21 protein-coding genes and 1 pseudogene are annotated in these 25,262 nt (G+C 72.2%); 7 read left to right on the forward strand and 15 right to left on the reverse strand.

Annotated features, from left to right (window positions below):
* Positions 1-2 precede the first annotated feature (2 nt).
* From gspF to QFW80_RS09240, 6 genes are all read right to left on the reverse strand, one after another.
* Entirely contained in the window at positions 3-1,211 is a 1,209-nt protein-coding gene (gene gspF / locus QFW80_RS09215) for a type II secretion system inner membrane protein GspF (RefSeq protein ID WP_280601490.1), read from the reverse strand.
* Entirely contained in the window at positions 1,198-2,685 is a 1,488-nt protein-coding gene (gspE, locus tag QFW80_RS09220; RefSeq protein WP_280601492.1) for a type II secretion system ATPase GspE, read from the reverse strand. The genes gspF and gspE overlap by 14 nt, the downstream gene beginning before the upstream one ends.
* A complete protein-coding gene (gene gspD / locus QFW80_RS09225; RefSeq protein ID WP_425603535.1) occupies positions 2,682-4,769 on the reverse strand; it encodes a type II secretion system secretin GspD in 2,088 nt (695 codons plus the stop codon). Before gspD ends, gspE begins: the two co-directional genes overlap by 4 nt.
* Positions 4,766-5,602: a type II secretion system protein N gene (locus QFW80_RS09230; RefSeq protein ID WP_280601494.1), complete on the reverse strand. Its 837-nt coding sequence runs from the start codon at positions 5,600-5,602 to the stop codon at positions 4,766-4,768. Before QFW80_RS09230 ends, gspD begins: the two co-directional genes overlap by 4 nt.
* 777 nt (positions 5,603-6,379) lie before the next feature.
* Positions 6,380-9,091 carry a TonB-dependent receptor domain-containing protein gene (locus tag QFW80_RS09235; protein ID WP_280601496.1) on the reverse strand — a complete coding sequence of 904 codons (2,712 nt, stop codon included), beginning with the start codon at positions 9,089-9,091 and terminating at the stop codon, positions 6,380-6,382.
* 95 nt (positions 9,092-9,186) lie between these two features.
* Positions 9,187-10,653 (reverse strand): hypothetical protein, encoded by a 1,467-nt coding sequence (locus QFW80_RS09240; protein ID WP_280601497.1) that lies wholly within the window; start codon positions 10,651-10,653, stop codon positions 9,187-9,189.
* A gap of 266 nt (positions 10,654-10,919) precedes the next feature.
* On the opposite strand from QFW80_RS09240, the gene QFW80_RS09245 reads away from it, so the two are divergent.
* Together QFW80_RS09245 and QFW80_RS09250 are read left to right on the forward strand one after the other, a co-directional pair.
* Positions 10,920-11,774: a 2OG-Fe(II) oxygenase gene (locus tag QFW80_RS09245; RefSeq protein WP_280601498.1), complete on the forward strand. Its 855-nt coding sequence runs from the start codon at positions 10,920-10,922 to the stop codon at positions 11,772-11,774.
* A 137-nt stretch (positions 11,775-11,911) separates the two neighbouring features.
* Positions 11,912-12,598 carry a TonB family protein gene (locus tag QFW80_RS09250; protein ID WP_280601499.1) on the forward strand — a complete coding sequence of 229 codons (687 nt, stop codon included), beginning with the start codon at positions 11,912-11,914 and terminating at the stop codon, positions 12,596-12,598.
* Positions 12,599-12,610: 12 nt separating this feature from the next.
* Here QFW80_RS09250 and QFW80_RS09255 read toward each other — a convergent pair whose 3' ends face one another.
* The 8 genes from QFW80_RS09255 to QFW80_RS09290 form a co-directional block, all read right to left on the reverse strand.
* Positions 12,611-13,648, reverse strand: coding sequence for a GNAT family N-acetyltransferase (locus QFW80_RS09255; protein WP_280601501.1), 1,038 nt, complete (start codon positions 13,646-13,648; stop codon positions 12,611-12,613).
* The gene (gene nadE, locus QFW80_RS09260) at positions 13,645-14,634 is read right to left on the reverse strand and encodes an NAD(+) synthase (RefSeq protein WP_280601503.1); all 990 of its coding nucleotides are present in this window, start codon (positions 14,632-14,634) and stop codon (positions 13,645-13,647) included. Before nadE ends, QFW80_RS09255 begins: the two co-directional genes overlap by 4 nt.
* Positions 14,631-15,551, reverse strand: a complete 921-nt coding sequence (prmC, locus tag QFW80_RS09265) for a peptide chain release factor N(5)-glutamine methyltransferase (protein WP_280601505.1) — start codon at positions 15,549-15,551, stop codon at positions 14,631-14,633. Before prmC ends, nadE begins: the two co-directional genes overlap by 4 nt.
* Positions 15,548-15,805 (reverse strand): acyl carrier protein, encoded by a 258-nt coding sequence (locus QFW80_RS09270; RefSeq protein WP_280576645.1) that lies wholly within the window; start codon positions 15,803-15,805, stop codon positions 15,548-15,550. The genes prmC and QFW80_RS09270 overlap by 4 nt, the downstream gene beginning before the upstream one ends.
* A gap of 3 nt (positions 15,806-15,808) precedes the next feature.
* Positions 15,809-17,770, reverse strand: coding sequence for an asparagine synthase (glutamine-hydrolyzing) (asnB, locus tag QFW80_RS09275; RefSeq protein ID WP_280601507.1), 1,962 nt, complete (start codon positions 17,768-17,770; stop codon positions 15,809-15,811).
* 332 nt (positions 17,771-18,102) lie between these two features.
* Positions 18,103-18,861, reverse strand: coding sequence for an endonuclease III (gene nth, locus QFW80_RS09280; RefSeq protein ID WP_280601509.1), 759 nt, complete (start codon positions 18,859-18,861; stop codon positions 18,103-18,105).
* Entirely contained in the window at positions 18,858-19,241 is a 384-nt protein-coding gene (locus QFW80_RS09285) for a hypothetical protein (RefSeq protein WP_280601510.1), read from the reverse strand. Before QFW80_RS09285 ends, nth begins: the two co-directional genes overlap by 4 nt.
* A 5-nt stretch (positions 19,242-19,246) precedes the next feature.
* On the reverse strand, positions 19,247-20,029 hold the full coding sequence (locus QFW80_RS09290) for an enoyl-CoA hydratase/isomerase family protein (RefSeq protein WP_280601511.1): 783 nt from the start codon (positions 20,027-20,029) through the stop codon (positions 19,247-19,249).
* A gap of 194 nt (positions 20,030-20,223) precedes the next feature.
* Between QFW80_RS09290 and QFW80_RS09295 the strand changes: the two genes are divergently transcribed.
* The 3 genes and pseudogenes from QFW80_RS09295 to QFW80_RS09305 all read left to right on the forward strand — a co-directional run bounded on the left by QFW80_RS09295 (position 20,224) and on the right by QFW80_RS09305 (position 22,734).
* The gene (locus QFW80_RS09295) at positions 20,224-20,937 is read left to right on the forward strand and encodes an FKBP-type peptidyl-prolyl cis-trans isomerase N-terminal domain-containing protein (protein WP_280601512.1); all 714 of its coding nucleotides are present in this window, start codon (positions 20,224-20,226) and stop codon (positions 20,935-20,937) included.
* A gap of 131 nt (positions 20,938-21,068) precedes the next feature.
* Positions 21,069-21,883 (forward strand): annotated as a pseudogene (locus tag QFW80_RS09300) (NUDIX hydrolase).
* Positions 21,880-22,734 (forward strand): sulfurtransferase, encoded by an 855-nt coding sequence (locus tag QFW80_RS09305; protein WP_280601514.1) that lies wholly within the window; start codon positions 21,880-21,882, stop codon positions 22,732-22,734. Before QFW80_RS09300 ends, QFW80_RS09305 begins: the two are co-directional and overlap by 4 nt.
* A 1-nt stretch (position 22,735) precedes the next feature.
* On the opposite strand, the gene QFW80_RS09310 is transcribed toward QFW80_RS09305, so the two are convergent.
* Entirely contained in the window at positions 22,736-23,491 is a 756-nt protein-coding gene (locus QFW80_RS09310; protein ID WP_280601515.1) for an enoyl-CoA hydratase/isomerase family protein, read from the reverse strand.
* A 39-nt stretch (positions 23,492-23,530) separates the two neighbouring features.
* On the opposite strand from QFW80_RS09310, the gene QFW80_RS09315 reads away from it, so the two are divergent.
* Both QFW80_RS09315 and QFW80_RS09320 read left to right on the forward strand, forming a co-directional pair.
* A complete protein-coding gene (locus QFW80_RS09315; RefSeq protein ID WP_280601516.1) occupies positions 23,531-23,968 on the forward strand; it encodes a copper chaperone PCu(A)C in 438 nt (145 codons plus the stop codon).
* A gap of 343 nt (positions 23,969-24,311) precedes the next feature.
* The gene (locus QFW80_RS09320; RefSeq protein ID WP_280601517.1) at positions 24,312-25,223 is read left to right on the forward strand and encodes a hypothetical protein; all 912 of its coding nucleotides are present in this window, start codon (positions 24,312-24,314) and stop codon (positions 25,221-25,223) included.
* The last annotated feature ends 39 nt before the right edge of the window (positions 25,224-25,262 follow it).

Here is a 25,262-nt window from a genome sequence, read left to right on the forward strand (position 1 = left end):
GGTCAGCCGGCCACGAGGGCGTTGAACTGCAGGATCGGCAGCAGGATGGCGAGCACGATCACCGCCACCATCGCGCCCAGCACGATGATGATCAGGGGTTCGAGCAGGCTCATCGCCGCCGTGGTGAAGGTGTTGAACTCGCGCTCGAGATAGTCGGCGGCGCGGTCGAGCATCGGCGCCAGGCGGCCGCTGTCCTCGCCGCTGGTGGCCATGTACAGCAGGGTCGGCGGGAACACGGCCGCGCGCTTCATCGCGCTCGACAGGCTGCCGCCTTCGCGGATCGTTTCGACCATCGCCTCGGTCGCCTCGCGCAGGACCGTGTTGCCGACGGTGCGCGCGGTGATCGCCAGGCCCTCGATCAGCGGCAGGCCGCTGTCGGACATGGTCGCCAGGGTGCGCGCCATGCGCGCGGCGTGCACGTCCCGCAGCAGCCGGCCGAGCAGCGGCAGGCGCAGCAGCGCGCCGTCGGCGCGGCGGCGGATCGCCGGCCGGCGCAGCAGGCGCGCGGCGGCGGAACCGGCCAGGGCCAGCAGCGCCAGCATCGGCAGCCACCAGGTCGCCATCGCCTCGGACACGCCGATGACGATGCGCGTGAGCAGCGGCAGCTGCCGGCCCATCGACTCGAACTGTTCCACCACCTTCGGCACCACGAACACCATCAGCGCGATCACCACGCCCACCGCGGTGACCGCGAGCGCGGACGGGTAGACCAGCGCCGAGACAAGCTTCCCGCGCACCTGCTGGTCGCGCTCGTGCAGGTCGGCCAGGCGCTCGAGGATGGCGGGCAGGGCGCCGGTGCCTTCGCCGGCGGCGACCATGGCGCGGTACAGCGGCGGGAACGCGCGCGGTTCGCGCGCCATCGCGTCGGACAGGCGGAAGCCCTCGACCACGCGTGCGTGGGTGGCCATCACCACCCGCCGCACGGGCGCGCGCTCGGACTGGCTGCCGATCGTGCGCAGCGCTTCCTCCAGCGGCGCCACCGCCACCAGCGTGGCGAGCTGGCGGGTCAGCAGGGTCAGGTCCTTGGCGCCGAAGCGACCGCGCAGGCCGGGCCCGGCCCCGTCGGTGCGCGCGCCGGCGGGCGCGAGCCGCACCGGCAGCAGCCTGCGGCCTTCGAGCACGCGCCGGGCCTGCGCCGCGTCGGCGGCGTCGACCACGCCGTCGCGGCTGCGCCCGTCGACATCCAGCGCCGAATACTCAAACGCCGCCATGGTCCTGCAGGTCCTGGCGGGTGACGCGCATGGCTTCCTCGAGCGTGGTCTCGCCGCGCAGCACGGCCGCGCGCGCGGCATCGCCCAGTCGGCCGCCGCCGCCGAACGCCGCCGCGGCCAGCGCATCCTCGTCGGCGCCGGCGCCGATCAGCTGGCGCATGCGCTCGTCGACCTCGAGCGCCTCGTGGATGCCCAGGCGCCCGGCGTAGCCGGTGTGGCTGCATCGCGTGCAGCCGGTGGCGTGGTACAGCGTGGCGCCGGCCGCAGCGCCGCCGAGCAGCGCGGCCGCCGCCGCATCGACCGGCGCCGGCTGCCGGCACGCGGCACACAGCCGCCGCAGCAGCCGCTGGGCCAGCACCAGGCGCAGGCTGGAAGCGAGCAGGAAGGGTTCGATGCCCATGTCGCGCAGCCGCGTCACCGCGCCGGGCGCATCGTTGGTGTGCACGGTCGAAAGCACCAGGTGGCCGGTGAGGCTGGCCTGGACCGCGATCTGCGCCGTTTCGGGATCGCGCACCTCGCCGACCATCACCACGTCCGGGTCCTGGCGCAGGATCGCGCGCAGGCCGGCGGCGAAGCTCATGCCCACGCGCGCGTTGACCTGGGTCTGGCCGACGCCGTCGATCGCGTATTCCACCGGGTCCTCGACCGTGAGGATGTTGCGCCGGCCGTCGTTGAGCGAGGCCAGCGCGGCATACAGCGTCGTGGTCTTGCCGGCGCCGGTGGGGCCGGTGACCAGCACGATGCCGTTGGGCATGCGCAGCGCCCGCCCCAGCGCCTCACGCACGGCCGGCTGCATGCCCAGCCCGTCGAGGCTGAGCGCGTTCTGGTCCTTGTCGAGGATGCGCATGACCACGCGCTCGCCGCCGCGCGCGGGCAGGGTCGACACGCGCACGTCCAGCGCCTTGTGGCCCATCGCCACGCCGATGCGGCCGTCCTGCGGTAGCCGCTTCTCGGCGATGTCCAGCCGCGCCATCACCTTCACCCGCGACACCAGCAGTGGCGCGATGCGCCCGGGCAGGCGCAGCGCCTCGCGCATCACGCCGTCCACGCGCATGCGCACCACCAGCGCCGATTCGAACGGCTCGATGTGCACGTCCGAGGCGCCGATGCGCGCGGCTTCCGCGATCAGGCCGTTGATCAGGCGGATCACCGGGGCATCGTCGCGGGCGTCGAGCAGGTCGGCGGTGGCGGGGATCTCGCCGGCGAGGGCATCGAGGTCCCCGGGTAGTTCGAGCTCGCCCGCGCCGCCGGCCATGGCGGCGTCTGCGTAGAGTTCCGACAGGCGGCGGTCGAATGCGGCGCGCGGCAGCATCTCGACGTCCAGCTCGAGGCCCAGGCTGCGACGCGCCTCGAGCAGGGCGGCCGGGTCGGCGTCCTCGCGCAGGCCCACCCGCGCGCGGTCGCCCACCCCCAGCAGCACCACGCCCTGCTCGCGGGCGAAGGCGTAGGCGAATGCGGGTGCGGGGGTGCTCATCGCGCGTCGCGGCCGTCGGCGGGCGCCGCCGGCGGGATCGCCGGGACGGGCGCCGCCGGCGGGGGGGCTGGCGCGGGCACGGGCATCGTCGGCGGCGCGGTGCGCAGGTAGTCGCGGACCAGCTCGTCGAGCGCGTTCTCGCGTTCGCCCACGACCGGGAGCTGGCCGCGCATGTAGCCGTAGCGGCCGGCGCTCATCGCCTGGGCATCGGCGGTGCTGCGCACGATGGTCGGGCGGATGAACACCATCAGGTTGGTCTTGTCGCGCGAGCGCGAGCGGTGGCGGAACAGCTGGCCCACGATCGGGATGTCGCCCAGTAGCGGCACCTTCGACACCGTGTTGCGGTCGGCCTGGTCGAGCAGGCCGCCGAGGGCGACGATCTCGCCGTCGTCCACCAGCACCCGGGTCTCGACCTCGCGCTTGTTGAGCACCAGCTCGGAGAAATCCTCGCTCACCGGACCGGCGATCGACGAGACCTCCTGGCGCAGGGTCAGGGTGATGCCGCCGCCGGCGTTGATCTGCGGCGTGACCTCGAGCTGGATGCCCACGTCCTGGCGCTGGATGGTGCGGAACGGATTGGAGTTGTTGTCGCCCAGCACCTCGCCGCTGGTGGTGGGGACCTCCTGGCCGACCAGGATTTTCGCCTCCTCGTTGTCCAGGGTGAGGATCGACGGCGTCGACAGCAGGTTCGACGCGGTATCGCTGTTCACCGCGTCGATGATCAGGCCGAAGGTGGCGTTGTCGTTGCTGCCGGCGATGCCGGCGAGCGCGCCGTTGATGCCCAGCAGCGACTGCACCGCGGCGCGGCGTGCGAGTTCGAGCGCGCTGTCGGTGTCGTCGTCGTCATCGTCGCCGTCGCCGTCGCCCCGGCGCTGCTCGGCGTACCAGGCGCCGGCCAGCGGCATGATGCCCGGGCTGGCGCCGGGGTACTGGGTGGCGAGGAACGGGATGTTGCTGCCCTCCTTGCCGGCCACCAGCAGCTGCGCGCCGAGGCGGCGGGCGGCGTTGTCGGAGATCTCGACCACGATCGCCTCCACCAGCACCTGCTCGCGGCGCGTGTCGAGCTGGGTGATCACGTCGACCAGCAGGCGCTGGGTTTCGGGATCGGCGTTGATGATCAGCGAATTCGAACCCGGGTAACGGACGATGGTGGGGCGCTTGCCGGGCACGGCGGTGATCACCTGAGCGGCGGCCGCGTCGGACGCAGCCGCGCTCGCGGCGACGGTTCCGGCGCTGTCCTCGCCGTCGGGCGACTGTCCGACCAGCTGCTGCAGGACGGGCAGCAGCTGTTCGGCGCTGGCGTGCTGCAGGCGCACCACGCGCACGCCGCCGGTGCGTTCGGCGCGGCGGTCGAGCTCGAGGATGGTCTGCACCACGCGCTGCACCGCCGACGGCGCGCCGCGCACCACGATCGAGTTGCTGCCTTCCACCGGCTGGATCGAGAGCTGGCCGCCGCGGGCCTCGCCGCTGCCGAACAGCTGGTTGACCGTCGCCGCGACCTCGCGCGCCGAGCTGTTGCGCAGTGTGACGGTGTCGATGCCGGCGGTGTCGCTGTCGATCTGCGCCACCAGGCCGCGGATGCGGCGGATATTGTCGGCGTAGTCGGCGATCAGCAGGGCATTGCCCTGCGGCGTCGGCACGACCACGCCGCCGCGACCGACCAGCGGCTTGAGCGTTTCGGCGGCGATGCGCGCGTCCACGCTCGACAGCGGCAGCACCTGGGTGGTGAAGGCCGAGCCGCCTAGGCCGCTGCCGGGCAGCTGCGCGGCGGCGGTATCGGGCACGACACGGTAGGCGCCCGGGCCGGCGGACACCGCGACCAGGCCGTTCGCGCGCAGCACCGCCAGCAGCACGCCGAGCAGTTCGGCCTCGTCCATCGCCACGTCGCGGGTGATGTTGACGCTGCCCTGCACGGCGGGATCGATGATGAAGGTGGTGCCGGTGGCGCGCGCCACGTCCTGGATGAAGGCGCGGATGTCTGCATCCTGCGCGGTCACGCCAGAGGTGGCCTGGGCGAGCGCGCCGGGCGCGGGCGGGAGGACCAGCGCGCACGCGAGCGCGGTGGCGAACAGTCGCTGCTTCACGGTGTGGGTGCCTGCAGGGTCGCGGTGCGGACCTGTCCGTCGCGCCGGTAGGTGAGGGTGATGGTGGCGGCGCCGGCGAGGCTGTCGCCGAGTTCGGCGTAGCGCTCGGGCGTGAGGGCCTGGCCGTTGACCGACAGCAGCACGTCGCCGGCCTGCAGCCCGGCCTGGCGCAGGATCGCGCCGTCGCCGCGCGGAATCACGGTGTAGCCGGCCTCGCTGCCGCCGTCGCCGTCGTCGATCGGGCGCAGGCCGGCTTCGGCCAGCAGCTGTGCGGGATCGATGACGGGTGGCGAGGCGTCGGTGGCAAGGGTCGTGGTCGCTGCCGGCGCGCGCGTCGCGACCGGTGCCGCGGTCGCGGGCGGGCGGTTGGACGCGGTGGCGACCGGAAACCGCAGTTCCGTCCTGCGGCCGGCCGATTCCAGGATCGCGTGGTCCGCATGCACGGCGGCCAGGACCACGCCCGGCGCGACCTCGTCGCCGACGGCATACGAGCGCTGTGAGCCGTCGCGATCGGCCACGATGGCGCTGCCGCCCGCTGCGCCGCCACGCGTCGCGTACAGCCGCAGCCCGGACGTGTCCGCGATGGCGCCGGTCGCGGCACCCGGATGGAACGCGTCGATGGACAGGCGTTCGAGTCGCGGCGCCATGAGCCCGGCGCCGGCGTCGGGAATCATCCCCAGCGGCGCGGGCGGCAGCAGCAGCCAGACCAGGCGCGCGCACTGGAGCGCGAGCATCGCGACCACGGCCACCTCCGCCAGGCGCACCAGCGCATCGGTGCCGCCGAGCCTCGACAGCAGCGCTTGCGGATCGCGGAAGGTCGGGAGTGCGGGCACGGGTCGGCGTTCATGGCGCGCGGTCGGCGCCGTGACGACAGGATGAGAAGGTTTTGTGACAGGGTAATTTCAGCTGACACATTTGTGTCGGTCAGGCGCAATAGAGGCACGGGCGCAGGGGTGCGTGGATGGTCGGCTGGGGGTTCCGTTGCTTCATCGCGACGTCATCGTCGCGAACGCCATCCAGGCAGACGTCGCAACACCATCGGTGGCCATGTGTCGCTTCGGAAGGACGCCACGCCCCGTCGCCGGAGGATCGCTTTTCCCGGGGTGAGGGCATCTGCCCTGACTCGGGCGCGCGCCATCCATGGCGCGCTTGCCGCGACCCTCCGCCGCCGGGACGCGGCTCACCGGTCGTTGCGGTCCGGCCTTCTTTCAGCGAAGAAACCGAACGCCTGGTCCGATGCACGCACGGTCGTCTGTCACCTGGCGCATATTTCGTCGTCCCAGAATTCGGCGAGCGGCTGCCCGAGGTCCCGCAAGTGGACGTCGCGAGCCGCAGTGACCCGGGCCGGGGTGGCGCAAGCGGCACACGGATGTGCCGCGGCCGCGAGTGCGGACATGGATGTCTGCCCGAGTGGTGCGCCATCCCGGCCCGGGGCGCTGCGGCCCGTCCGGAGCCGAAGCGCTTTGCTGGACCGGCCACAGGCTGCGGAAGCCGAGCCCGCGAAGGGCGCGCGGAGGACGCCGAACCTGCAAATCGGCGACGCCTCTTCCCGTGACGTGAGCCCGATTTCCGCAGCCCCGCGTCATTGTGCGGGGCTGCGCCATGCACCATCAGAACTCGGTCGACAGGCTCACCGAATACGACACGCCCGGCTCGTAGCGCAGCACGTTGACCTTCTGGCCGGCGCGTTCCTGGTACTCGTGGAACTCCGTGTCGAGCAGGTTGCGCGCCGCGAAGCCGAACGTGACCGGGCGCTCGCCGAAACGCATGGTCTTGCGCAGCACGAAGTCCATCGTCACGCCGGGCTCTTCCATGTAGTCCGGCTGGCCGGGGCGGCCACGCGCGGACACGCGTTCGCTGACGTAGTTGGCGATCAGCGTCGCCTGCAGCCCGGTATCCTCGTTCTCGATTCCGAACTGCAGGTTGGCGATGTGCTCGGACTGCCCCTGCAGCACGCTGCCGTCGCGCACGAACAGGCGCGCGGCCACCGGGGTGGCGAAGCCGTAGGGCTGCACGGTGTCGTCCTCGTCGGCGTTCACTTCCGAATCGGTCCAGGTGTAGTTGGTGGCCAGGTACAGACGGTTGCCCGTCCACCAGTCGGCCTGGAAGCCGGCGTCGAAGTACTTCTTGAACTCCAGCTCCGCGCCGTACACGGTGGCCTCAGGCGCGTTGAGGAAGCTCTGGAACGTGGTGCCGCCGGCGAAGTTGACGTTCGACTCGATCGGGTTGTCGATCATCTTGTAGAACACGCCGGCGGTGAAGTATTCGCCGGAGCCGAAGAACCACTCGTAGCGCGCGTCGAAGTTGGTCAGCTCGCCGTCGACCAGGTACGGGTTGCCCGTGAACAGGCGGTCGCTGTCGGGGTCGGTGTACTGCTGTGGCGCCATTTCGCGGAACTGCGGGCGGGCGATCGTCTGCGAGGCGCCGAAGCGAAGCTGCCGATTCTCGGCGATGTTCCAGGTCAGCGTGAGCGCCGGCAGGAAGTAGTCGTTGCGCAGCGGCTCCGGGCCGGGCTGGCGCACGCCGGTGAAGATGTCGTACGGGTGCACCGCCTGTGTCGCGTCCTCGTAGCGCACGCCGAGCGTCGCGCGCAGGTTCGAGGTGATCTCGCCGTCCAGCTGCGCGTAGGCGCCGAGCACTTTGAGCGTGGCGTCGTAGGCGGCCGCGCCGAAGCTGCCGGTGGTCTCGCGCAGGCGCAGCAGGTCCTGGCTCAGGTTGTAGTCGGAGAACAGGTAGTCCGGACGCTGGTAGCGGTTGTAGAACGGCAGCGGGCCGTCGAGCGCCAGGAAGCGGAACTCGCGCGACCAGGCGCCGCGGTCGTTGTCCATGTACGAGGCGCCGGTGCTGAGCGTGAGGTCGCGATCGACCGGCAGGCGCCAGGTCAGGTCGACGCCGCCGCTGGCGACCTCGTCCTCGACCGCGCTGAAGCGGGTGTAGTTCTGTACGCGCGAGGCGTCGTGGGCCCAGTAGCCGTCGACGTTCTCGTAGCGGATGCCCTTCTCGTAGGGCACGTCGCGGGTGGCGCGGGCCACCGCCGCGCGCCACTCCACCTTCAGGTCGTCGTACTCGCCGAAGGCGTGGCTGCCGTTGATCTGGTGGTTGAGCATCTCGCGCTCGAACCACTCGGTGTAGTCGTCGCGCGCCTCGAAGCCGGCCAGGTTGTCCACGCCGGCGCGGCTGCGCGCTTCCTTGATCGTGTCGTGCACGTACAGCGTGGTCAGGCCGATGCGGTGGCGGCCCCACTCGTAGCCGAAGCCGAGCAGGGCGTTGACGCGGGCGTTGTTCTGGGTCGACAGGAATTCGTAGTCGGAGTCGTACTCGAGCACGTCACCGACGAAGAAGCCCTGCTCCTGGTCGCCGAAGCGGGTGCGCCACTCGTTCTCGAAGCCGGCGACGGCGATCACGCCCATGCGCGCGTCGTCGCCCATCTCGGCCGAATAGCCGGCGCTGAAGCCGACGTTCGCGTCCGGATCGATGCTGTCCTTTTCCTGCAGCACGTTGAGGTTGGCGTTCTGGAAGCTGCGCCCGATGCGGCGGATGTCCTCGCGGCTGAAGTTGCCGAGGTCGACGCGCTGTCCGGTGGCGATGGCGTTCTGCAGTTCGCGCGGCATCTTGCGGGTGCCGTCGTCGTAGCCGGACCAGTCGTCCTCGGAGCCGTAGTAGGTCAGGCCGCGCTCGCCGGTGGTGGCGCTGTTGCCGCCGCCGCCGATGCTGAACTTGAGGAACGGCTCGTCGGGGATCGTCAGCGACTGCAGGTCGACCACGCCGCCGCCGAATTCGCCCGGGTACTTCACCGAATAGGTCTTCTGCACGGTCATGCCCTGCAGCACCTCGGCCGGGAACAGGTCCAGCGGCACCACGCGCTGCAGCGGTTCGGGGCTGGGCAGGGGCGAGCCGTTGAGCAGCGCCGAGGAGTAGCGCTCGCCCAGGCCGCGGACGTAGACGAACTTGTCGCCGACGATGCTCACGCCGGAGACCCGCTGCAGCGCTTCGGCCGCGTCGCCGTCGCCGGTGCGCTCGAAGTCCTCGCGGGTGATGAACGAGGCGACCTCGGCGGTCTGCAGCATCGGTTCGGGGATGTATTCGCCGCGCACTTCGACCGCGTCGAGCTGCGCCGGCTGGCCGGCCCCGGTCTCGCCGGTCGCCTGCTGCGCGGCCGATGCCGGCGCGGCCTGGGCCACGGTGGCGTAGACGATGGTGGCCTGCGGCGGGACGCTCGCGGCGCTTCCCGGCGATTCGGGCTGCTGGGCCCACGCGCTCTGGCAGGTGAGCAGGGCGGTGATCGCGACGGACAGGCCGCTGCGGGAGGGAAGACGTGTCATGGTGTGGCCTTGGGCTGCGGAGGCGGTACGGGGCGACATGCAGGAGGGGGCGGCCGTGATGGCCGCCCCCCGTGGCTGGGCAGGCGTGCGCCCGCTCAGCAGGGCGTATCGGCCGACAGGCCGCAGGTCCAGCCCTGCCACCAGGTGTCGGAGGCGTTGCGCACGCCGCCGATGTAGTCCACCTGCTGGAAGAAGCTGTCGATGCCGACCAGGCCCTGGAACGCGGCGACCGCGGTCTCGTTGGCGCCGTTGACGAACACGTTGCTCAGGGTCGAGGTGCCGGTGGAATTGCCGGTGCCGGCCTCGAACGCATCCTGCGCACGCTGGTCCGCGAACGGGGTCGGGCAGGAGAAGAACACCGAGCCGAAGGTGCCGGTGGTGTTCTCGTCGGAGATGCTCAGGCACTGCGTGCCCGCATCCGTGCCGCCTGCCGGACGGGTCACCACCGTGTTGTAGAACTCGGCCTGGGTGCCCTGGTTGAGGGTGATCGCGGCGCCGCCGCCGGCACGGCCGACGTAGGTGAAGTTGGCGACCTTCGGGTTCGAGTAGGGCTCGCGCCGGATCGACGACCACTCGTTCATGCGGTCGCCGCCGCCGGCGCGCTGCACCACGATGCCGAACTGCAGCGAGCCGTCCCAGCCGGTGTCGGTGTCGAGGCTGTCATCGTCCGCGCCGGTGACCACGATGTAGCGGCCGTTGACGGTGCCGCCGAACCATTCGATGCCGTCGTCGGAGCTGTTGTGCACCTGCACGTACTCGAAGGTGGTGCCGTCGCCGACGCCGCCGAGGGTGATGCCGTTGAGCTCGTTGTTGGCGGTGACCTCGAAGCCCGAATGCTTCACGCGCAGGTACTTGACCACGCCCGAGTTGTCGCGCGGCGCGTTGCCGCCGTAGAAGCCGTCGGTGCCCTCGATCTGTTCCTGGCACTCGGGGGTGCCGGAGACGGTGTCGCCCGGGCAGGCGTTGATCGGCGCGCGGCCGAGCAGCACCAGGCCGCCCCACAGGCCGATCGAGTCGGGACCCGTCTGGCCTTCGATGTCGGCGCGGGCGGTCAGGGTGATCGGCTCGCTGGTGGTGCCCTCGGCGTAGATCTGCGAGCCGCGGTTGACGACCAGCAGGTCGGCGCCCGCCGAGCCGTACAGGGTGACGCCCGGCTCGATGGTGAGGATGCCCTGCTCGGCACCCGCCACCGGCGCGTTGCCGTCGCCGCCGCGGTCGTCGCCGACCGCGACCCGGCCGCTGATGGCGTAGACAGTGCCGTCGCGCTGCGGGATCACGAAGTTGCCGGTGATGCGCTCGGGCAGGCGGCAGGCGCGCAGCGTGTTGCCGGCGACGGTGCCGATGTTGGCGAAACCTTCCGGGCAGTCCGCGGCGGGGCCGTCGCTCGGCGGCGGGGGCGGCGGCGGGGTGGTCGGCGGCGGGGGCGGCGGCGTGGTGGGCGGCGGCGGGAAGGCGCCCTCGCCGGGTGAGGCGACGCGGTCGGCGCCGTTGCCGCAGGCGCTCAGGGCGAGCACCGCGCCGAACGTCATGAGCAGGGCCTTGGAACTGTGGCGCATGGACATCTGTGGGTCTCCGGAAGAATGTGGACTGCGAACGCAGCAGTGGAACCGCGGCCCTGTTCCGCCCGTCGGGACGGCCACCGCTGCGTTCCGGTGAATCGGAGGTGAAGGCTAGGTCCGTTCGGTGACAGCTTTCTTGCAGCCATGCGACGGCTTTCGCCGGACGGTCATGCGCGCGCGTCGTTGCGACTGCGCGACAGCTGTCATCGCGCTGTCATGTTCCGACGGCTTCCTGATGCACACACGCGTGCGAGTGCGAGGACACATCAATGGACGCCAGCCCCCGGATCGAACCGGCCACGCTCGACTGGCTGCTCGGACAGGTGCGCGCGGGCGCGTCGCCCGACGACGTGGTTGCGTCGATGGTCGGTCAGGGCTGGGAGGAGGACGCCGCGATCGCCGCGCTCGAGGAGGCGATGCGCGCGCACCTGGCCGGGCACGCGCAGGCGCACGGCCTGCCGCTGCCGGAGAAGGTGCCGTGCCCGGTCGAGATGAACGGGTCCTCGGTGATCGACGCCGGTGACCGGACCGTGCAGGTGCTGGCGAACATGCTGCATCCGCGGGTGGTGGTGTTCGGCAGCGTGCTGTCGGACGAGGAGTGCGACGCGATGGTGGCGATGGGCCGCGAGCGGCTGAAACCCTCGTCGGTGTTCAACCCCGATACCGGCGCCGACGAGCCGCACGAGGCCCGCAGCAGCCAGGGCACCTTCTTCCGCCGCGGCGAGAACCCGCTGTGCGCGCGGATCGAGCAGCGCCTGGCGCGGCTGGTGGACTGGCCGCTGGAGAACGGCGAAGGGCTGCAGTTGCTGCGCTACGGCCCGGGTGCGCAGTACCGGCCGCACTACGACTACTTCGATCCCGACCGTCCCGGCGCGCACGTGGCGCTGTCGCGCGGCGGGCAGCGCGTGGCCTCGATCGTGATGTACCTCAACACGCCCGCGCGCGGCGGCGCGACCACGTTCCCCGATGCGCGCTTCGAGGTCGGCGCGGTCAAGGGCAACGCGGTGTTCTTCGCCTACGATCGACCGCACCCGATGACCGGCAGCCTGCACGGGGGCGCACCGGTGATCGAGGGGGAGAAGTGGGTGGCGACCAAGTGGCTGCGGGTCGGACGGCATCTCTAGTTGCCGTCCGTCGGCAGATTTGTACCGTTCGTCCTTCCAGTCAGGCTTTGTCATCATGGTGTAACCCACCAGGCTCCGGCGCGGTGTGTGATCGCTCCACACCTGCCACAGCGCCCCGGCGCCGGAGTCTCCCGATCATGCGCATCGCCATTCCCCTGTTGCTGTCTCTCGCCCTGCCGCTGGCGGCCAGTGCCACCGACGCACCGCAGTCGACGCAGCACGTGTACACGTATGCGGTCGAGCTGGGTGCCGACGGTCGCCTGCAGGACCTGGCGCCCTACGGCGCCACCTCCGGCGCGGCCGGGGATGCGCTGTCGGCGGAGATCCGCGACTGGGTGTTCGCGCCCGACGCCGATGCCGGCGATGACCGGGGCACGCGCACCTACCTGCGCGTGGTGGTGGACGAACCGGCGCAGGGCGGCTACCGCGTCGTGTCCGCGACCACCGGCCCGGCGCTGGCGGCGATGACCGCGCCGGAGTATCCGATGCGCGACCAGCTCGCCGGCAAGGAGGGCATGGTGGTGCTGCGGCTGCAGGTCTCGGCCGACGGCGCGGTGCGTGACGTCGATGTCCACGCGGCCACCGGCAACGTGACACGGGCGATGGCCGGCGCCGCCGCGGCGGCCTCGCGCCAGTGGCGCTTCGCGCCCGAACAGGTCGCCGGCCAGCCGGTGCCGTCCATGCTGCTGTGGCCGGTGTGCTATCTCGGGCCGGCCTCGGCGCCGTCGACCTGCAACTGGACCGGGCCGGACGACCAGCGCTTCTCGAGCAAGACCGTGCTGCCGCTGGACCCGAACGTCTCCGTGTCCTACGCCGCGCGCTGATCGCGGCGGCGCCTATTCGTCCTCGTCGAAGGCGGTCATGCGGATGCCGGTGAACGGCGCCGCATCGCCGTGCCAGCGCGCGTAGATCGGGCGACGCTGGCGTTCGCGGAAGCCGTGCCGGCGCAGCGCCGCCGCCTCCGCCTCCGGCAGGCAGCATTCGATCGCCAGCGCGCGGCAGCCGGCCGCCCGCGCCTCGCGCGACAGGCGCGCAAGCGCACGCGCCGGCGACACGGTGGCGGTGAACCGGAAGTCGGCGATCCGCAGCACGTCGCCGTCGCGCTGGCAGGCGAACCAGGCGCAGGGCGTCGCTTCGCTGGGCCGCCGCAGGTACAGGAACCGGAACGCCGCCAGTGGACTGCGCGAGAAGCGCCAGTCGAGCGTTTCCGCGTCGCGCTCGCCACGCAGGATCGCGTCGTCGTGCACCTGCGGCGGGTGTGCCTCGGCCAGCGGGGCGTCCTGCCATTCGGCCTCCAGGGTGCGTCGCGGCAGGTCGCGCAGGCCGTCGCGCAGTCGCAGGGCCAGGTCGAGCGTGGCGCCCCCCAGCCGGGCGAGCGGCGCGGGCAGCATCCGTTCCAGATAGGGCGCGTGGCGCAGCGCGCACACCAGCAGCGCCATGTCGCCCACGTGCCTGTATCCCAGCCGCTTCACCACCGGCACGGCATTCTGGTTGGGGAAGCCGTAGACCAGGTCGCATTGCTGCAGCGCGCGCTCGCAGGCCGCGCGCTGCAGCTGCAGCGCCGGGCCGAGCAGCCGATGGCCCGACAGCACCGCCATGTCGGCCAGCAGCCCCGCGCGCAGGCGGCGGTCCCCCACGCGCATCGCGCGCCAGCCGACGCCCGCGGTCCCGACGACGTCGCCGCCGGGGCCGAACCGCAGCACCTGGAGCAGCGCGCCGGCGGGCGCGTCGCGATAGAACCAGGCGAACTTCGCCGCCCGGCCCTCCACCTGGCCCAGGCTCGCGCGCCAGACCGCGACCGCGCCCTCGCCGTCGCGCGCGAGGTCGCCGTCCTCGACGGAGTACGTCGCCTCCGGCGCCGGCTCCGCGCTCACGCGGAGGCCTCCGCGACCGCGACCTCGCCCAGCAGCACCGGGCGCAGGTGCAACGGCCGCGTGGTGCGGCGCTTGCGCGCGATGTCGTCGTACACCGCCTGCGCCTGCTCCGGGGTGAGCCCGAGCGCCTGAGCCAGCGCGGCCGCCTCCACGCCGTGCTCCAGTGCCCACAGCGCCAGGTCCATCGCACGGTAGGGCAGGGCGAAGTAGAACTCGTCCTGGCCCTGGGCCAGGCTGTAGGTGTCGGTGGTCGGCTGCGCACTGCACAGCCGCTCGGGCAGGCCGAGGTGGCGCGCCATCGCGTACACCTGGCTCTTGTACAGGTGCGCGATCGGCTTGATGTCGGCCGAACCGTCGCCGTTCTTGACGAAGAAGCCCTGGTCGTATTCCAGCCGGTTGGGCGTGCCGACCACGGCGTAGTGCAGGCGATCGGCGTGGAAGTACTCGATCGTCTTGCGCAGGCGCTGCTTGTAGCTGGTGGCGGCGACGATGGTCAGGTATTCGTGCAGGCGCAGCTCGTGCTCGTGCAGGACGCCGTCGGGGGACTGCGCGACCAGCCGGAAGCGGTTGATCGCGCCGTCGCTGCCGCCGGTGATCGCGAGCTTCATCTTCCAGTCCGGCCCGAACTCCGGCAGGACGGTGCGCACCGCGGCATCGCGCGCGGCGTAGGCACCGATCGCCTCCAGCGCCGGGGCGATGTCGAAGGTCTCGGCCTGTACGCCCAGGGTGTCGGCCAGGATACGCGCACGCTCGGCGCTGTCCGGATCCGAATCGCGTTCGGGCAGGATCAGGCAGTGCACCCGCGACGGTCCGATCGCGCGTACCGCCAGGGCGGCGCAGACCGAACTGTCGATGCCGCCGGAGATCGCCACCACCAGGCCGCGCCGCTTGAGCGGGCCCGCGATCGCCTCCCGCAGCCCGGCGCAGATGCGCGTCGCCTCGCGCTCGCAATCCAGTTCCAGCACGCTCCAGTCCAGCGCGTTCATGCGGCCGCCTCCGCCTGTTCGCCGCGACATGCCAGCACGACGCGGACGATTCCGGCGTCGTCGTGCAGTTCGCGGACCTTGTCGAACGCGCGCTCGTTGCGCAGCCGGCGCGCCATCGCCGGACCCTGGCCCACCCCGACCTCGAACGCCAGCCAGCCGCCCGCGCGCAGGAAGCGCGGCGCGTCATGGACCAGGCGGGTCAGGATCGAGACGCCCAGCGGGCCGCCATCGAACGCCAGCGCGGGCTCGTGGCCGGCGATCTCCGGCGCCATCGCCGGCACCTTGCCGCTGCTGATGTAGGGCGGGTTGCAGACCAGCAGGCCCACCTCCCCTTGGAACTCCGGCGTGTCGAACGGCGCGAGCAGGTCGCCGCAGCGGATGTCGAGGTTCCCGTCGAGTCCGAGCGCCGCCGCGTTGCGCCTCGCCAGTGCCACGGCCTCCTCGCTCAGATCGCTCGCGACCACGCGAGCGCCAGCGACCTCGCGCGCGATTGCGAGCGCGAGGTTTCCACAGCCGGTGCAGACATCGATCACCTTCAGTATTTCCCGCTGCGCGGTCGCCGCGCGTGCGAGTTCGATCGCCGCGCGCGCGAGCAGTTCGGTTTCCGCGCGCGGGATCAGCGCGCCCGGGCCGGCCAGCAGGTCCATGCCCATGAAGTGCTGGCGCCCGGTGAGGTGCGCCAGCGGCACGCCGGCGATGCGCTGCGCGAGCAGTGCGTCCAGCCGCGCCTCTGCATCGGCATCCAGCGCGGCCGGTGACGCGGCTGCGGCGGTGACCGCCGAGCGCGGCGTGCCGGCCGCCGTCCACCACAGTGCGAGCAGGGTCGTTTCCGGGGTCTCCTCGGGCTTGTCCGGCGCGGGACACCAGCAGTCGCGCAGGCGCGAGAGCCTGGCGTGGTACGCGTCGGCCTGGATCATGCCGCGGTGGCGCGCAGCACGAACGAGACCATGCGGTCCACCGAGTCGAAGTTCTCGGGCACGATCGCCGTGTCCTTCACCTGCAGGGAGAAGTTCTCCTCCATCAGCAGCACCAGTTCCAGCACGCCGGTCGAATCGATCACGCCCATGTCCAGCAGCGAGGCATCGTCGGGCAGGCGCGCCGGGTCGTCGGTGAACATCAGGTTCTCGAGAATGTGTCCGCGGATGGTCTGGCGGATGGCGGCTTCGCTCATGGGTCACTCCGTTCCGGTGCGCAATACCGTCGGCTGGCGACGGCGGATGAAGGTCTCGTGCAGCTGCATCGTCGACAGGATGCCGACGAAAGCCTGGTTGTCGCCGAAGCCGACCACGTTGCCGCGGCGGCACTTGTCGGCCAGCAGGCGAACCTTGGTCGCGTCGAACAGGCCGGCATCGCGGATGCGCTCGGGCGACAGCAGCTCGTCCACCAGTGCGTGCGGGCGCCCGTCGGGGAAGAAGCAGGCCGCGTCCGGCGCGCGATAGGGCTGCTTGGTGCGCGCGGCGATCGCCGGCGGCAGCAGCGGCGCCAGCGCGCGGCGCAGGATGTGCTTCTCGGTCAGGCCGCGCAGTTTCCAGTGCGCGGGCAGGCGGTTGGCGAATTCGATCAGGCGGTGGTCGAGGAACGGGAACCGGCCCTCGATCGAGTTCGCCATCGCCACGCGGTCGCCCTGCGACGAGAGCAGGTAGCCGGCCATCAGCGTCTTGGCCTCGACGTACTGGTCGCGCGCCAGCGGCGACCAGTCGGCCATGCCGTCGGGCAGGCGCTGCTCGTACAACGCGAGCGGATCGAAGGCCAGCGCACGCGCCTGCAGCTCCGGCGCGAGGAAGGCGAGGGCGCGTCGCGAGGTGGCCCAGCGCGGCGCATGCGCGAACACCGGGCGGTCGATGTGGTCCATGCCCTGGGCGAAGAAGCTGCGCGCGAAGCCGGGCGAACCCACCGGCGAATGCCGCAGGTAGCCGTACAGCCGTCCGAGCAGCAGGTGCCGCCAGCGCGACTGCGGCTGGCGCGCCCAGAACCGGCGCACCTTGGCTTCCTTGAACAGGTCGTAGCCGGCGAAGACCTCGTCCGCGCCTTCGCCGGTCAGCACCACCTTGTAGCCGGCGCGGCGCACGGCGCCGGAGAGCAGCATCAGCGGCACCGGCGCGGTCCGCAGCACCGGCGCCTCGGTGTGGCGCACCAGCGTCGGGAACGCATCGGCGATGTCGGAAGCCGTGCAGTGCAGGGTGGTGTGGTCGGTGCCGAGATGGCGCACCATCGCCTGCTGCTGCCCGCGTTCGTCGAACTCGGCGTCGTCGAACGTGACCGAGAACGTGCGCACCTGCGCGATGCCCGCCTGCCGCGCAAGGGCGACGATGCCCGACGAATCGAGACCGCCGCTGAGGTAGGCCCCGACCGGCACGTCGGCGCGCAGCTGCAGCCGCACGGCGTCGGCCAGCAGCGCGCGCAGTTCGTGCACCGCATCGTCGATGCTCGCGAACGGCGGCGGATCGCCCGCGCGCGGGAAGCGCCAGTCCCAGTAGCGGGTCAACGATTCGCGGCCGTCCGCCTCGATCGCCAGCAGGTACCCGGGTGGAAGACTGCGAATGCCCTCGAACAACGTGTCCGGGTCGCTCGGCCCCCACAGCGTGAACGCCTGCAGCAGGCCGTCCGGGTCGATCCGCGCGCGGTCGGGCAGCACCTCCAGCAGCGCCTTGCACTCGGAGGCGAACCAGTGCCGGTCGCGGGCCCGGGTGTAGTACAGCGGACGGATGCCGGCGCGGTCGCGCGCCAGCAGCAGCCGGCGGCGCGACGCGTCCCAGAGCGCGATCGCGAACTGGCCGTTGAGCCGATCGACGAAGCGGTCGCCGTCCCGGCGGTACAGATGCACGATCACTTCGGTATCCGAGCGCGTGCGGAAGCGCACGCCGTCGCGCTCGAGTTCCGCGCGCAGTTCGACGAAGTTGAAGATCTCGCCATTGAACACGGTCCACACCGTGCCGGTGCCGTCGTGCAGCGGCTGCTGGCCGCCTTCGGGATCTATGATCGACAGCCGCGCATGCGCCAGCGCGATGCCCGGCTCCAGGTGCAGGCCGCTGGCGTCCGGGCCGCGATGGTGCAGGGTGGCGATCATGCGCCGCAGCGCGTCGTGGTCCTGCGGTGCGGCGTCGGCCGCAGTGGTGAACCCCGCGATCCCGCACATCGCTCAGGCGGCTCCGCCCGGACGCGACACCGGCCCGACCCCGCCCCCGGCGGGGGTGGACGCATCGACGGACTGCACGGATTCGTTGATCGGCATGGCGGGCGCGCGTCGGCAGGCGTGGGCCGGAAGAGACGATCCGGCGCGCCTGCGCGCTGCCGCCAACCTGCTCCCCCGTGTGCTTCTGGAAACGTGCTCCGCAGGCGCGGGAGGCCACCGCCGCCCCGCCGCGATGCTCAGCCGCCGGGCGTCCTCACCGGGGGCCTGCACGGACCGGAACGCATTAAGCGGGCAGGCCGGTCGGCGCACCGTGCGCCGGTCGCGGCCGTGCAGGATCAGCCGGTCCGCGGCGGACGGGACTTGCGCTGCACCGGCCCCCGGCCCGCGGACGGGGTGGCGTCCGACGACGGCGGTTGCCCCGGTGTCTTGTCGGGATACCGGCACAGGTCGCGGATGATGCAGCGCGGGCAGTCGGGCTTGCGCGCCTTGCACGTGTAGCGGCCGTGCAGGATCAGCCAGTGGTGCGCGCCGAGCAGGAATTCCTCCGGCACCACCCGCATCAGTCCGTCCTCGACCGTGCGCACGTCCTTGCCCGGCGCCAGGCCGGTGCGGTTGGCGACCCGGAAGATGTGCGTGTCGACCGCAATCGTGCCTTCGCCGAATACGGTGTTGAGCACCACGTTCGCGGTCTTGCGGCCCACGCCGGGCAGCGCCTCGAGCGCCTCGCGCGCGCGCGGGACCTCGCCGTCGTACCGGTCGACCAGGATCCGGCACAGCGCGATCACGTTGCGGGCCTTGGCGTTGAACAGGCCGATCGTCGAGATGTAGCGCTTGAGCCCGTCCTCGCCCAGCGCCAGGATCGCCTGCGGGGTGTTGGCAACCGGATAGAGCCGGCGCGTGGCCTTGTTCACGCCGACGTCGGTGGCCTGGGCCGAGAGCACCACCGCCACCAGCAACTCGAAGGGCGTGGCGTACTCGAGTTCCGTGGTCGGGGTCGGGTCGAGTTCGGCCAGGCGCGTGAACAGCTCGCGCACCTGCGCGGCGGTGAGCCGGCTGCGCGGTGCCCGCGGCTTGCGGCCGCAGGCGCCGCTCATGCGCCGCCCGCGCGGGCCTTCGCGCGGGCCAGGGCCGCGGCGGCCGCGGGCGGCAGCGATGTCCCGGCAGGGGCGCCGGCGGGCACGCCCGAGGCGGAAGGCGCCGCCCGCCGTGCCGCGCGTTCGGCGGCCCGGCGGGCGAGCCGGTCGGCCCGCGCACGGTGGCGATCGCGCGCCTCCCAGGCTGCGAGCAGGCGCTCCCGGGTCGAGCGGATGAGTGCGCGGGCGGCGGGGTCGAAAGCGGCATGCGGCGCGTCGGGGTCCACCGACATCAGGCCGGCCTCGATCGCGGCATCGATGTCGCCGGCGCGCAGCAGCGCGGCCAGGTGCGCCGGATCGGGCGCAACCGGCGCGGACTCCGGGCCTCGGGACGACACCATGTGCGTCAGCGGCCGTGGAAGACCGGCTTGCGCTTGTCCAGGAATGCCGCCGTGCCTTCGCGCATGTCCTCGCTGGCGAACACCAGGCCGAACTGCGCGGCCTCGTACTCCAGCCCTTCCTCCAGCCCGCTTTCCCCGCCGACCAGGATGCAGTCGAGGATGCCGCGCAGCGCCAGGGGCGCGGCCGCGGCGAGCCGGGCGGCCAGGGCCATGGTCTCGGTCTCGAGCTCGGCGGCGGGGACCACCTTGTTGACGATGCCCAGCTGCAGGGCGCGCGCGGCGTCGACCGGGGTGCCGGTCAGGCACAGTTCGAGCGCGGCGGCGCGGCCGGCCAGGCGCAGCAGGCGTTGGGTGCCGCCGAAGCCGGGCACCAGGCCCAGGCCGATCTCCGGCTGGCCGACGCGCGCGGTGTCGGCGGCGATCCGCAGGTGGCAGCACATCGCCAGTTCCAGTCCACCGCCCAGCGCGAACCCGTTCACCATCGCGATCACCGGCTTGGGCAGGCGTTCGAAGCGCCGCATCATGCGCTGCCCGCGCAGCGCGAAGTCGCGTCCCTGGGCGGGCGTGAGCCCGCTCATCTCGGCGATGTCGGCCCCGGCGACGAACGCCTTCGGACCGGCACCGGTCAGCACCACCACGCGCACCGCGGAATCGTCCGCGGCCGCGTCCGCCGCCGCGTGAAGGGCGTCGAGCGTGGCCGAATCGAGCGCGTTCAGGCGCTCCGGGCGGTGGATCGTGATGACGCGGACGGCGTCGTGATCGGTGATGCGCAGGGGCGATTCGGTCATGCGTGAAGGCGGCTTTCGTGAACGGACGGGCATTTCAGGGAACTCGGCGCGGATGGCCGGGTCACAGGGAGGCGTCAGTGGCGGTTAAGCCCTGCGGCCGCTATCCTAGCGTGTCCTACAGGGGCGGTTCGACCGCCCCGTGTCGTATCTGGGCCGGACTCCGGCCGATCGAACCCCCTCTGGAGAGTGACCGAATGAAAGTGCGTTTGCTTGCCGCCTCCCTCGCGGCAATGACCCTGGTTTCCGCGGCGGCCTCCGCGCAGGACACCACGTCCGAGAAGGGCAAGCTGAGCTACGCGATCGGCTTCAACACCGGCGTCGAGCTGGCCGAACTGACCGCGCGCGGCGAAGCCGTCGACGTCAACACCGTCATCAAGGCGATCCAGGACGCCTATGCCAAGAAGCAGCCGGCGGTGCCGGTGGACCAGCTGAAGGCGGCCGTGGAGAGCATGCAGCAGCGCCAGCAGGCGAAGATGCAGGCCGAGTTCACCCAGCTGGCGAACGAGAACAAGACCAAGAGCGATGCCTTCCTGGCGCAGAACCGCTCCAAGCAGGGCGTGCAGACGCTCTCGGGCAGCACCGTGCAGTACCGCGTGATCGAGAACGGCAGCGGCGCCAAGCCCACCCAGGCCAGCGACGTGCAGATCAACTACAAGGGCTCGCTGCCCGACGGCACCGTGTTCGTCGACACCGCGCAGGCGCAGGAAGGCCAGCAGGCCGGTCCGGTGACCATGAAGGTGAGCCAGATCCCGCTGGTGGGCCTGCGCGAGGCGCTGCTGCAGATGCCGGCAGGCGCGCGCTGGGAAGTGGTCCTTCCGGGTGACAAGGCCTACGGCACCGACATGCGCGCCGGCCGCATGGCCAACCAGGCCGTGGTGTTCGACGTCAAGCTGGTCAGCGTCAAGTAAAACGCGCGGCCGATGGCCGTGTCGCGGCGCCGGACCGGGTCCGCGCCGCCCGTGTTCCTCCCGCTGCGCCGGCCCTGCCGGCGCAGCGTTTTTTCTGGCGCGCGTCGCGCCGCGAACGGCCCGTACCGCCCATGACCTCCACGTTCCGCGCCGTGCTCAGCCCCTGCATCGGCGTCTGCATGCTCGACGAAGGCGGCCTGTGCATGGGTTGCCACCGCACGCCGGGGGAGATCGCGCGCTGGCTGCAGATGGACGACGACGAGCGCCTGCGGCTGATGGAGCACGTGCTGCCGCAGCGCGAGGCGCAGCGCACGGCGTGAGCGACCCGGGCGCCATGTTCGAACGGCTCGCGCGCGCGCTGCATCCGCTGCACGCGGCGCCCGCCGGACCCGAGTGGAACCTCGCCGAACTCGATGGACTGCTGGATGCGGCGACGCCGGTCGACGCGGCGGTGCTGCTGGGCCTGGTCGAGCGCGATGCGGGGCTCAACGTGTTCCTCACCCTGCGCAACGACGGCCTGCGCCAGCATGCCGGCCAGGTCAGCCTGCCGGGCGGGCGCGTGGATCCCGGCGACGCCGGCGTGCTGGAGGCGGCACTGCGCGAGGCGCGCGAGGAGATCGGCCTGGCCGCCGCGCAGGCGACGCCGATCGGCTATCTCGATCCGATGCGCACGATCACCGGCTATCGCGTCGTGCCGGTCCTGGCGCGCGTCGATGCGGGCTTCGTGGCGCAGCCCGATCCGTCCGAGGTGGCGGCCGTCTTCGAGGTGCCGCTCGCGTTCCTGCTGGCGCCCGAGCACCTGCGCGAGTCCGGCATCCACTACCGGGGACGGGTGCGGCCGGTGCTCGAATTCGCCCCGTACCCGGGCGCGCCGGAATGGCGCATCTGGGGCGTGACCGCGTCGATCCTGTACAACCTGCGCACGCGCCTGGAGGCCCTGGAATGACGATGCACGAGTGGCCGGTTGTGATCGCGCCGCAGGCGCTCGCCGCGCTGCTGGACGCCCCGGACGTGGTGGTGGTGGACTGCCGCGCCTCGTTGGCCGATCCCGATGCCGGCGAGCGGGCCTGGCGCGCCGCGCACATGCCCGGCGCGCGCCATGCGCATTTGGAGCGCGACCTCTCGCGCCGCGGGCCGGCCGGCGAGGGCCGGCACCCGTGGCCCCGCGCGGAGGCGTTCACCGCGCAGCTCGGCGCGTGGGGCATCGGGCGCGAGACCCGCGTGGTCGCCTACGACGAGAGCGACGGCGCGTTCGCCGCGCGCCTGTGGGGGCTGCTGCACATGCTCGGGCATCCGCGCGCGGCCGTGCTCGACGGTGGCTGGGCGGCGTGGACGGCGCTCGGCCTGCCGCGGGATGCGGAGGTACCTGCCGTCGTCCCCGCCCGGTACGCGGGTGATTTCGACGTGGCCCGGCTGCTGGACGGCAAGCAGGTGCAGGCGCACCTGGCGGGTGGCGGCGTGCTGGTCGATGCCCGCGCGCCGCAGCGTTTCCGCGGCGAGGTGGAACCGATCGATGCGGTCGCCGGCCACGTCCCGGGTGCGGTCAACCGGCCCTACACGGCCAACCTGGACGGTGGACGCTTCCGGCCCGCGCCGCAGCTGCGCGCGGAGTTCGAAGCGCTGCTCGGCGGGCGTGCGCCGCGGGAGCTGGTGGCGATGTGCGGCTCGGGCGTGACCGCCTGCCATCACCTGCTGGCGATGGAACATGCAGGGCTGCCTGGCGCGCGACTCTATACCGGGTCGTGGAGCGGCTGGATCGCCGATCCCGCGCGGCCGGTCGCGACCGGCGCGGACTGAGTCACTTTCCCAGCTTCGCCACCAGCGCCTGCAGCGCCGACTGGGTGTCCGGATCGTTCCAGGCCGCGAGGAAGCGGTCGAGCTGGATCAGTTCCGGCGCCAGCGCGGCCACCACGTCGGCACGCGCGATCGCGCGCGTTGCCAGCACCGGTCTGCGTGGCAACGTGAGCAGCTGTTCGAGCCACGCCTGCGCGCGAGCCGCGACCTCCCCGCTGGCTGCCAGTTCGTCGACCAGGCCGATGTGCATCGCCTGCCGCGCGTCGACCATCTCGCCCGCGACGAGCAGGTGCTCCGCCCGACGCGGGCCGACGATCCGGCGCAGCAGGCGCTGGATCCCCTCGGGCGCGACCAGCCCGACCCGGGTCTCGTTGAGCCCGATGCGGAACTCGCCATCGGCCATCACGCGATAGTCGCAGCACAGCGCAAGCACGCAGCCGCCAGCGGGCGCGTGCCCGTCGATCGCGGCGGCCACCGGCACCGGACAGGCGGCGAGAGTGCGCGCGAGTTCGAAGAACACCTCCCACGTATCGCGCAGCTGCGCCGACGACAGGGTGAGCAGGTGCGGCACGTCCAGTCCGGCGGAAAACACGCGAGGACCACCGGACAGGACGATGCCGTGCGCGCCATCGGCCACCGCGGCGTCCACGGCGGCGCGCAGTTCACCGCACAGTGCCGGATCGAGCGCATTCACCGGCGGCCGCGCGAGCCGCAGTTCGTGGACGGGACCGTGGCGGTGATGGGCGACGAGTGGCGGCATGCGCGAAGACGGTTCGACCGGAGCGCTATCATAGGCGCCATGACGATCGCACGCCTCGCTGCCGTTCTCCTGCTCGCCGCCGCACCCGCGGTGCACGCCGCCGACTGCATGCCGGTGGTCGAATCGCCGTGGATCCGCAAGCCGCCGATGGCAATGCCGATGATGGCCGGATTCGCCACGGTCCGGAATCCCTGCCCGGCGCCGGTCACGCTGGTGGGCGCGGCCAGCGCCGTGTTCGAGTCGGTGGAACTGCACGAGACGCGTACGGCCGAGGGCATGAGCCGGATGCGTCACGTCGAGGCGCTGGAGGTACCGGCAGGCGGTGAGGTGACGCTCGCGCCCGGCGGCCTGCACCTGATGCTCATGCGCCCACGGGCGGCCGTCGAGGCGGGTGGGGCGATCGAGGTCGAACTGTCGCTGGCCGACGGCCGCACGCTGCGCGCGGACTTCGAAGTGCGCGACGCCACGGGCCGCTGACCGGCCGCTGGGCCAGCCGCGCGCGCCGAGTCGGAAGGCCGCCGGATTTTCAACGGTGAAACATCGGGTTCGCGTGCCGGCATGGCGTCGCGCGCCGTGTGCGTGCGCGTCGGGCGTTGCGCCCCGTGCCGACGCGTTTCAGTGCTGAAACTTCTCCCCCCGAAAACGGCCCTCCGTCTCGGCCTGCGGATCACGCGGCCGCTGTCCGCGCCGTAAATCACGCGTATTTTCAGGGCTTTGCGGAAGGCGCGGACGTTGGCATCGGGTTTGCGTAAGGACCGCAGCGCCGTCGGCCGTCACGAGGACGGGCCGACGGGCGCGACGAACCTGAAGGAGTCTTCCAATGCGCATTCGACACAGCATCCTCACCGCGGCCGTCCTGGTCGTGCTGGGCGCGTCCGGGCCGCTGATGGCCCAGGACCAGAACGAAGCCAACGCCGGTGACAACAACTCCACCCGCGGCGACCACCGCGACAACATGACCCAGGCGCTCGCCAGCGGCGCGGGCAGCGCGGCGGCCGACAACCACAGCACCGCCACCGCCACCACCACCGATTCGTTCAACACCAGCTCCAATACGGTCGTGGCGACCACCCAGCTCAGCGGCACGGTGACCGGCAACGGCGTGTCCGGCCTCGGCAACGTCGCCACCAACTCCGGCAATGCGTCCGGTGGCGACGGCGGCGCAGGCGGCACCGGCATGGGCGGCCCGGCTGTCGGCGGTTCCGGCAGCGGCGGCGACGGCGGCGACGGCGGCGATGCCGGCGCATGGAGCACCCGCGACGGCGACTCGGCCAGCGCGGCCCAGACCGCGGCGAACGGCACGTCGGGCGCCGACGCGGCCGCCGAAGCCCGCAGCCGCACCCGCGAACGCGGCGCAGGCGCAGCGAGCGCCGACAGCCAGGCGCAGGCCGACGCCTCGTCCACGGCCGACACCTCGGCCACCGGTGGCGACAGCACTGCCGACAACGCCGGCAGCAGCGGCGCGGCATCCGCCTGGGGCGGCGCCGGCGGCAGTGGCGGCAACGGCAACGGCGGCGATGCCACCGGCGGCGACGGCACGGGCGGCAGCGGCGGCACCGGCGGCAACGGCGGCACCGCGTATGCCCATGCCGGCAACTTCAACATGTCCAACCAGATGGACGGATCGGCCAACGCGGCCGCCGGCATCATGGTGATGGCGCAGAACAGCGGCGCCTCGTCGCTGATCCAGCAGGGCGTGACGGTCCAGGCCAACCTCACGGTCGGTCCGTGACCGGCTGAGCCGTCTTCGCTGCCGGCAGCGACGGTCGTG

The sequence above is a fragment of the Luteimonas rhizosphaericola genome, assembly GCF_029888045.1.
In the GTDB taxonomy this organism is placed as follows: Bacteria; Pseudomonadota; Gammaproteobacteria; order Xanthomonadales; family Xanthomonadaceae; genus Luteimonas; species Luteimonas rhizosphaericola.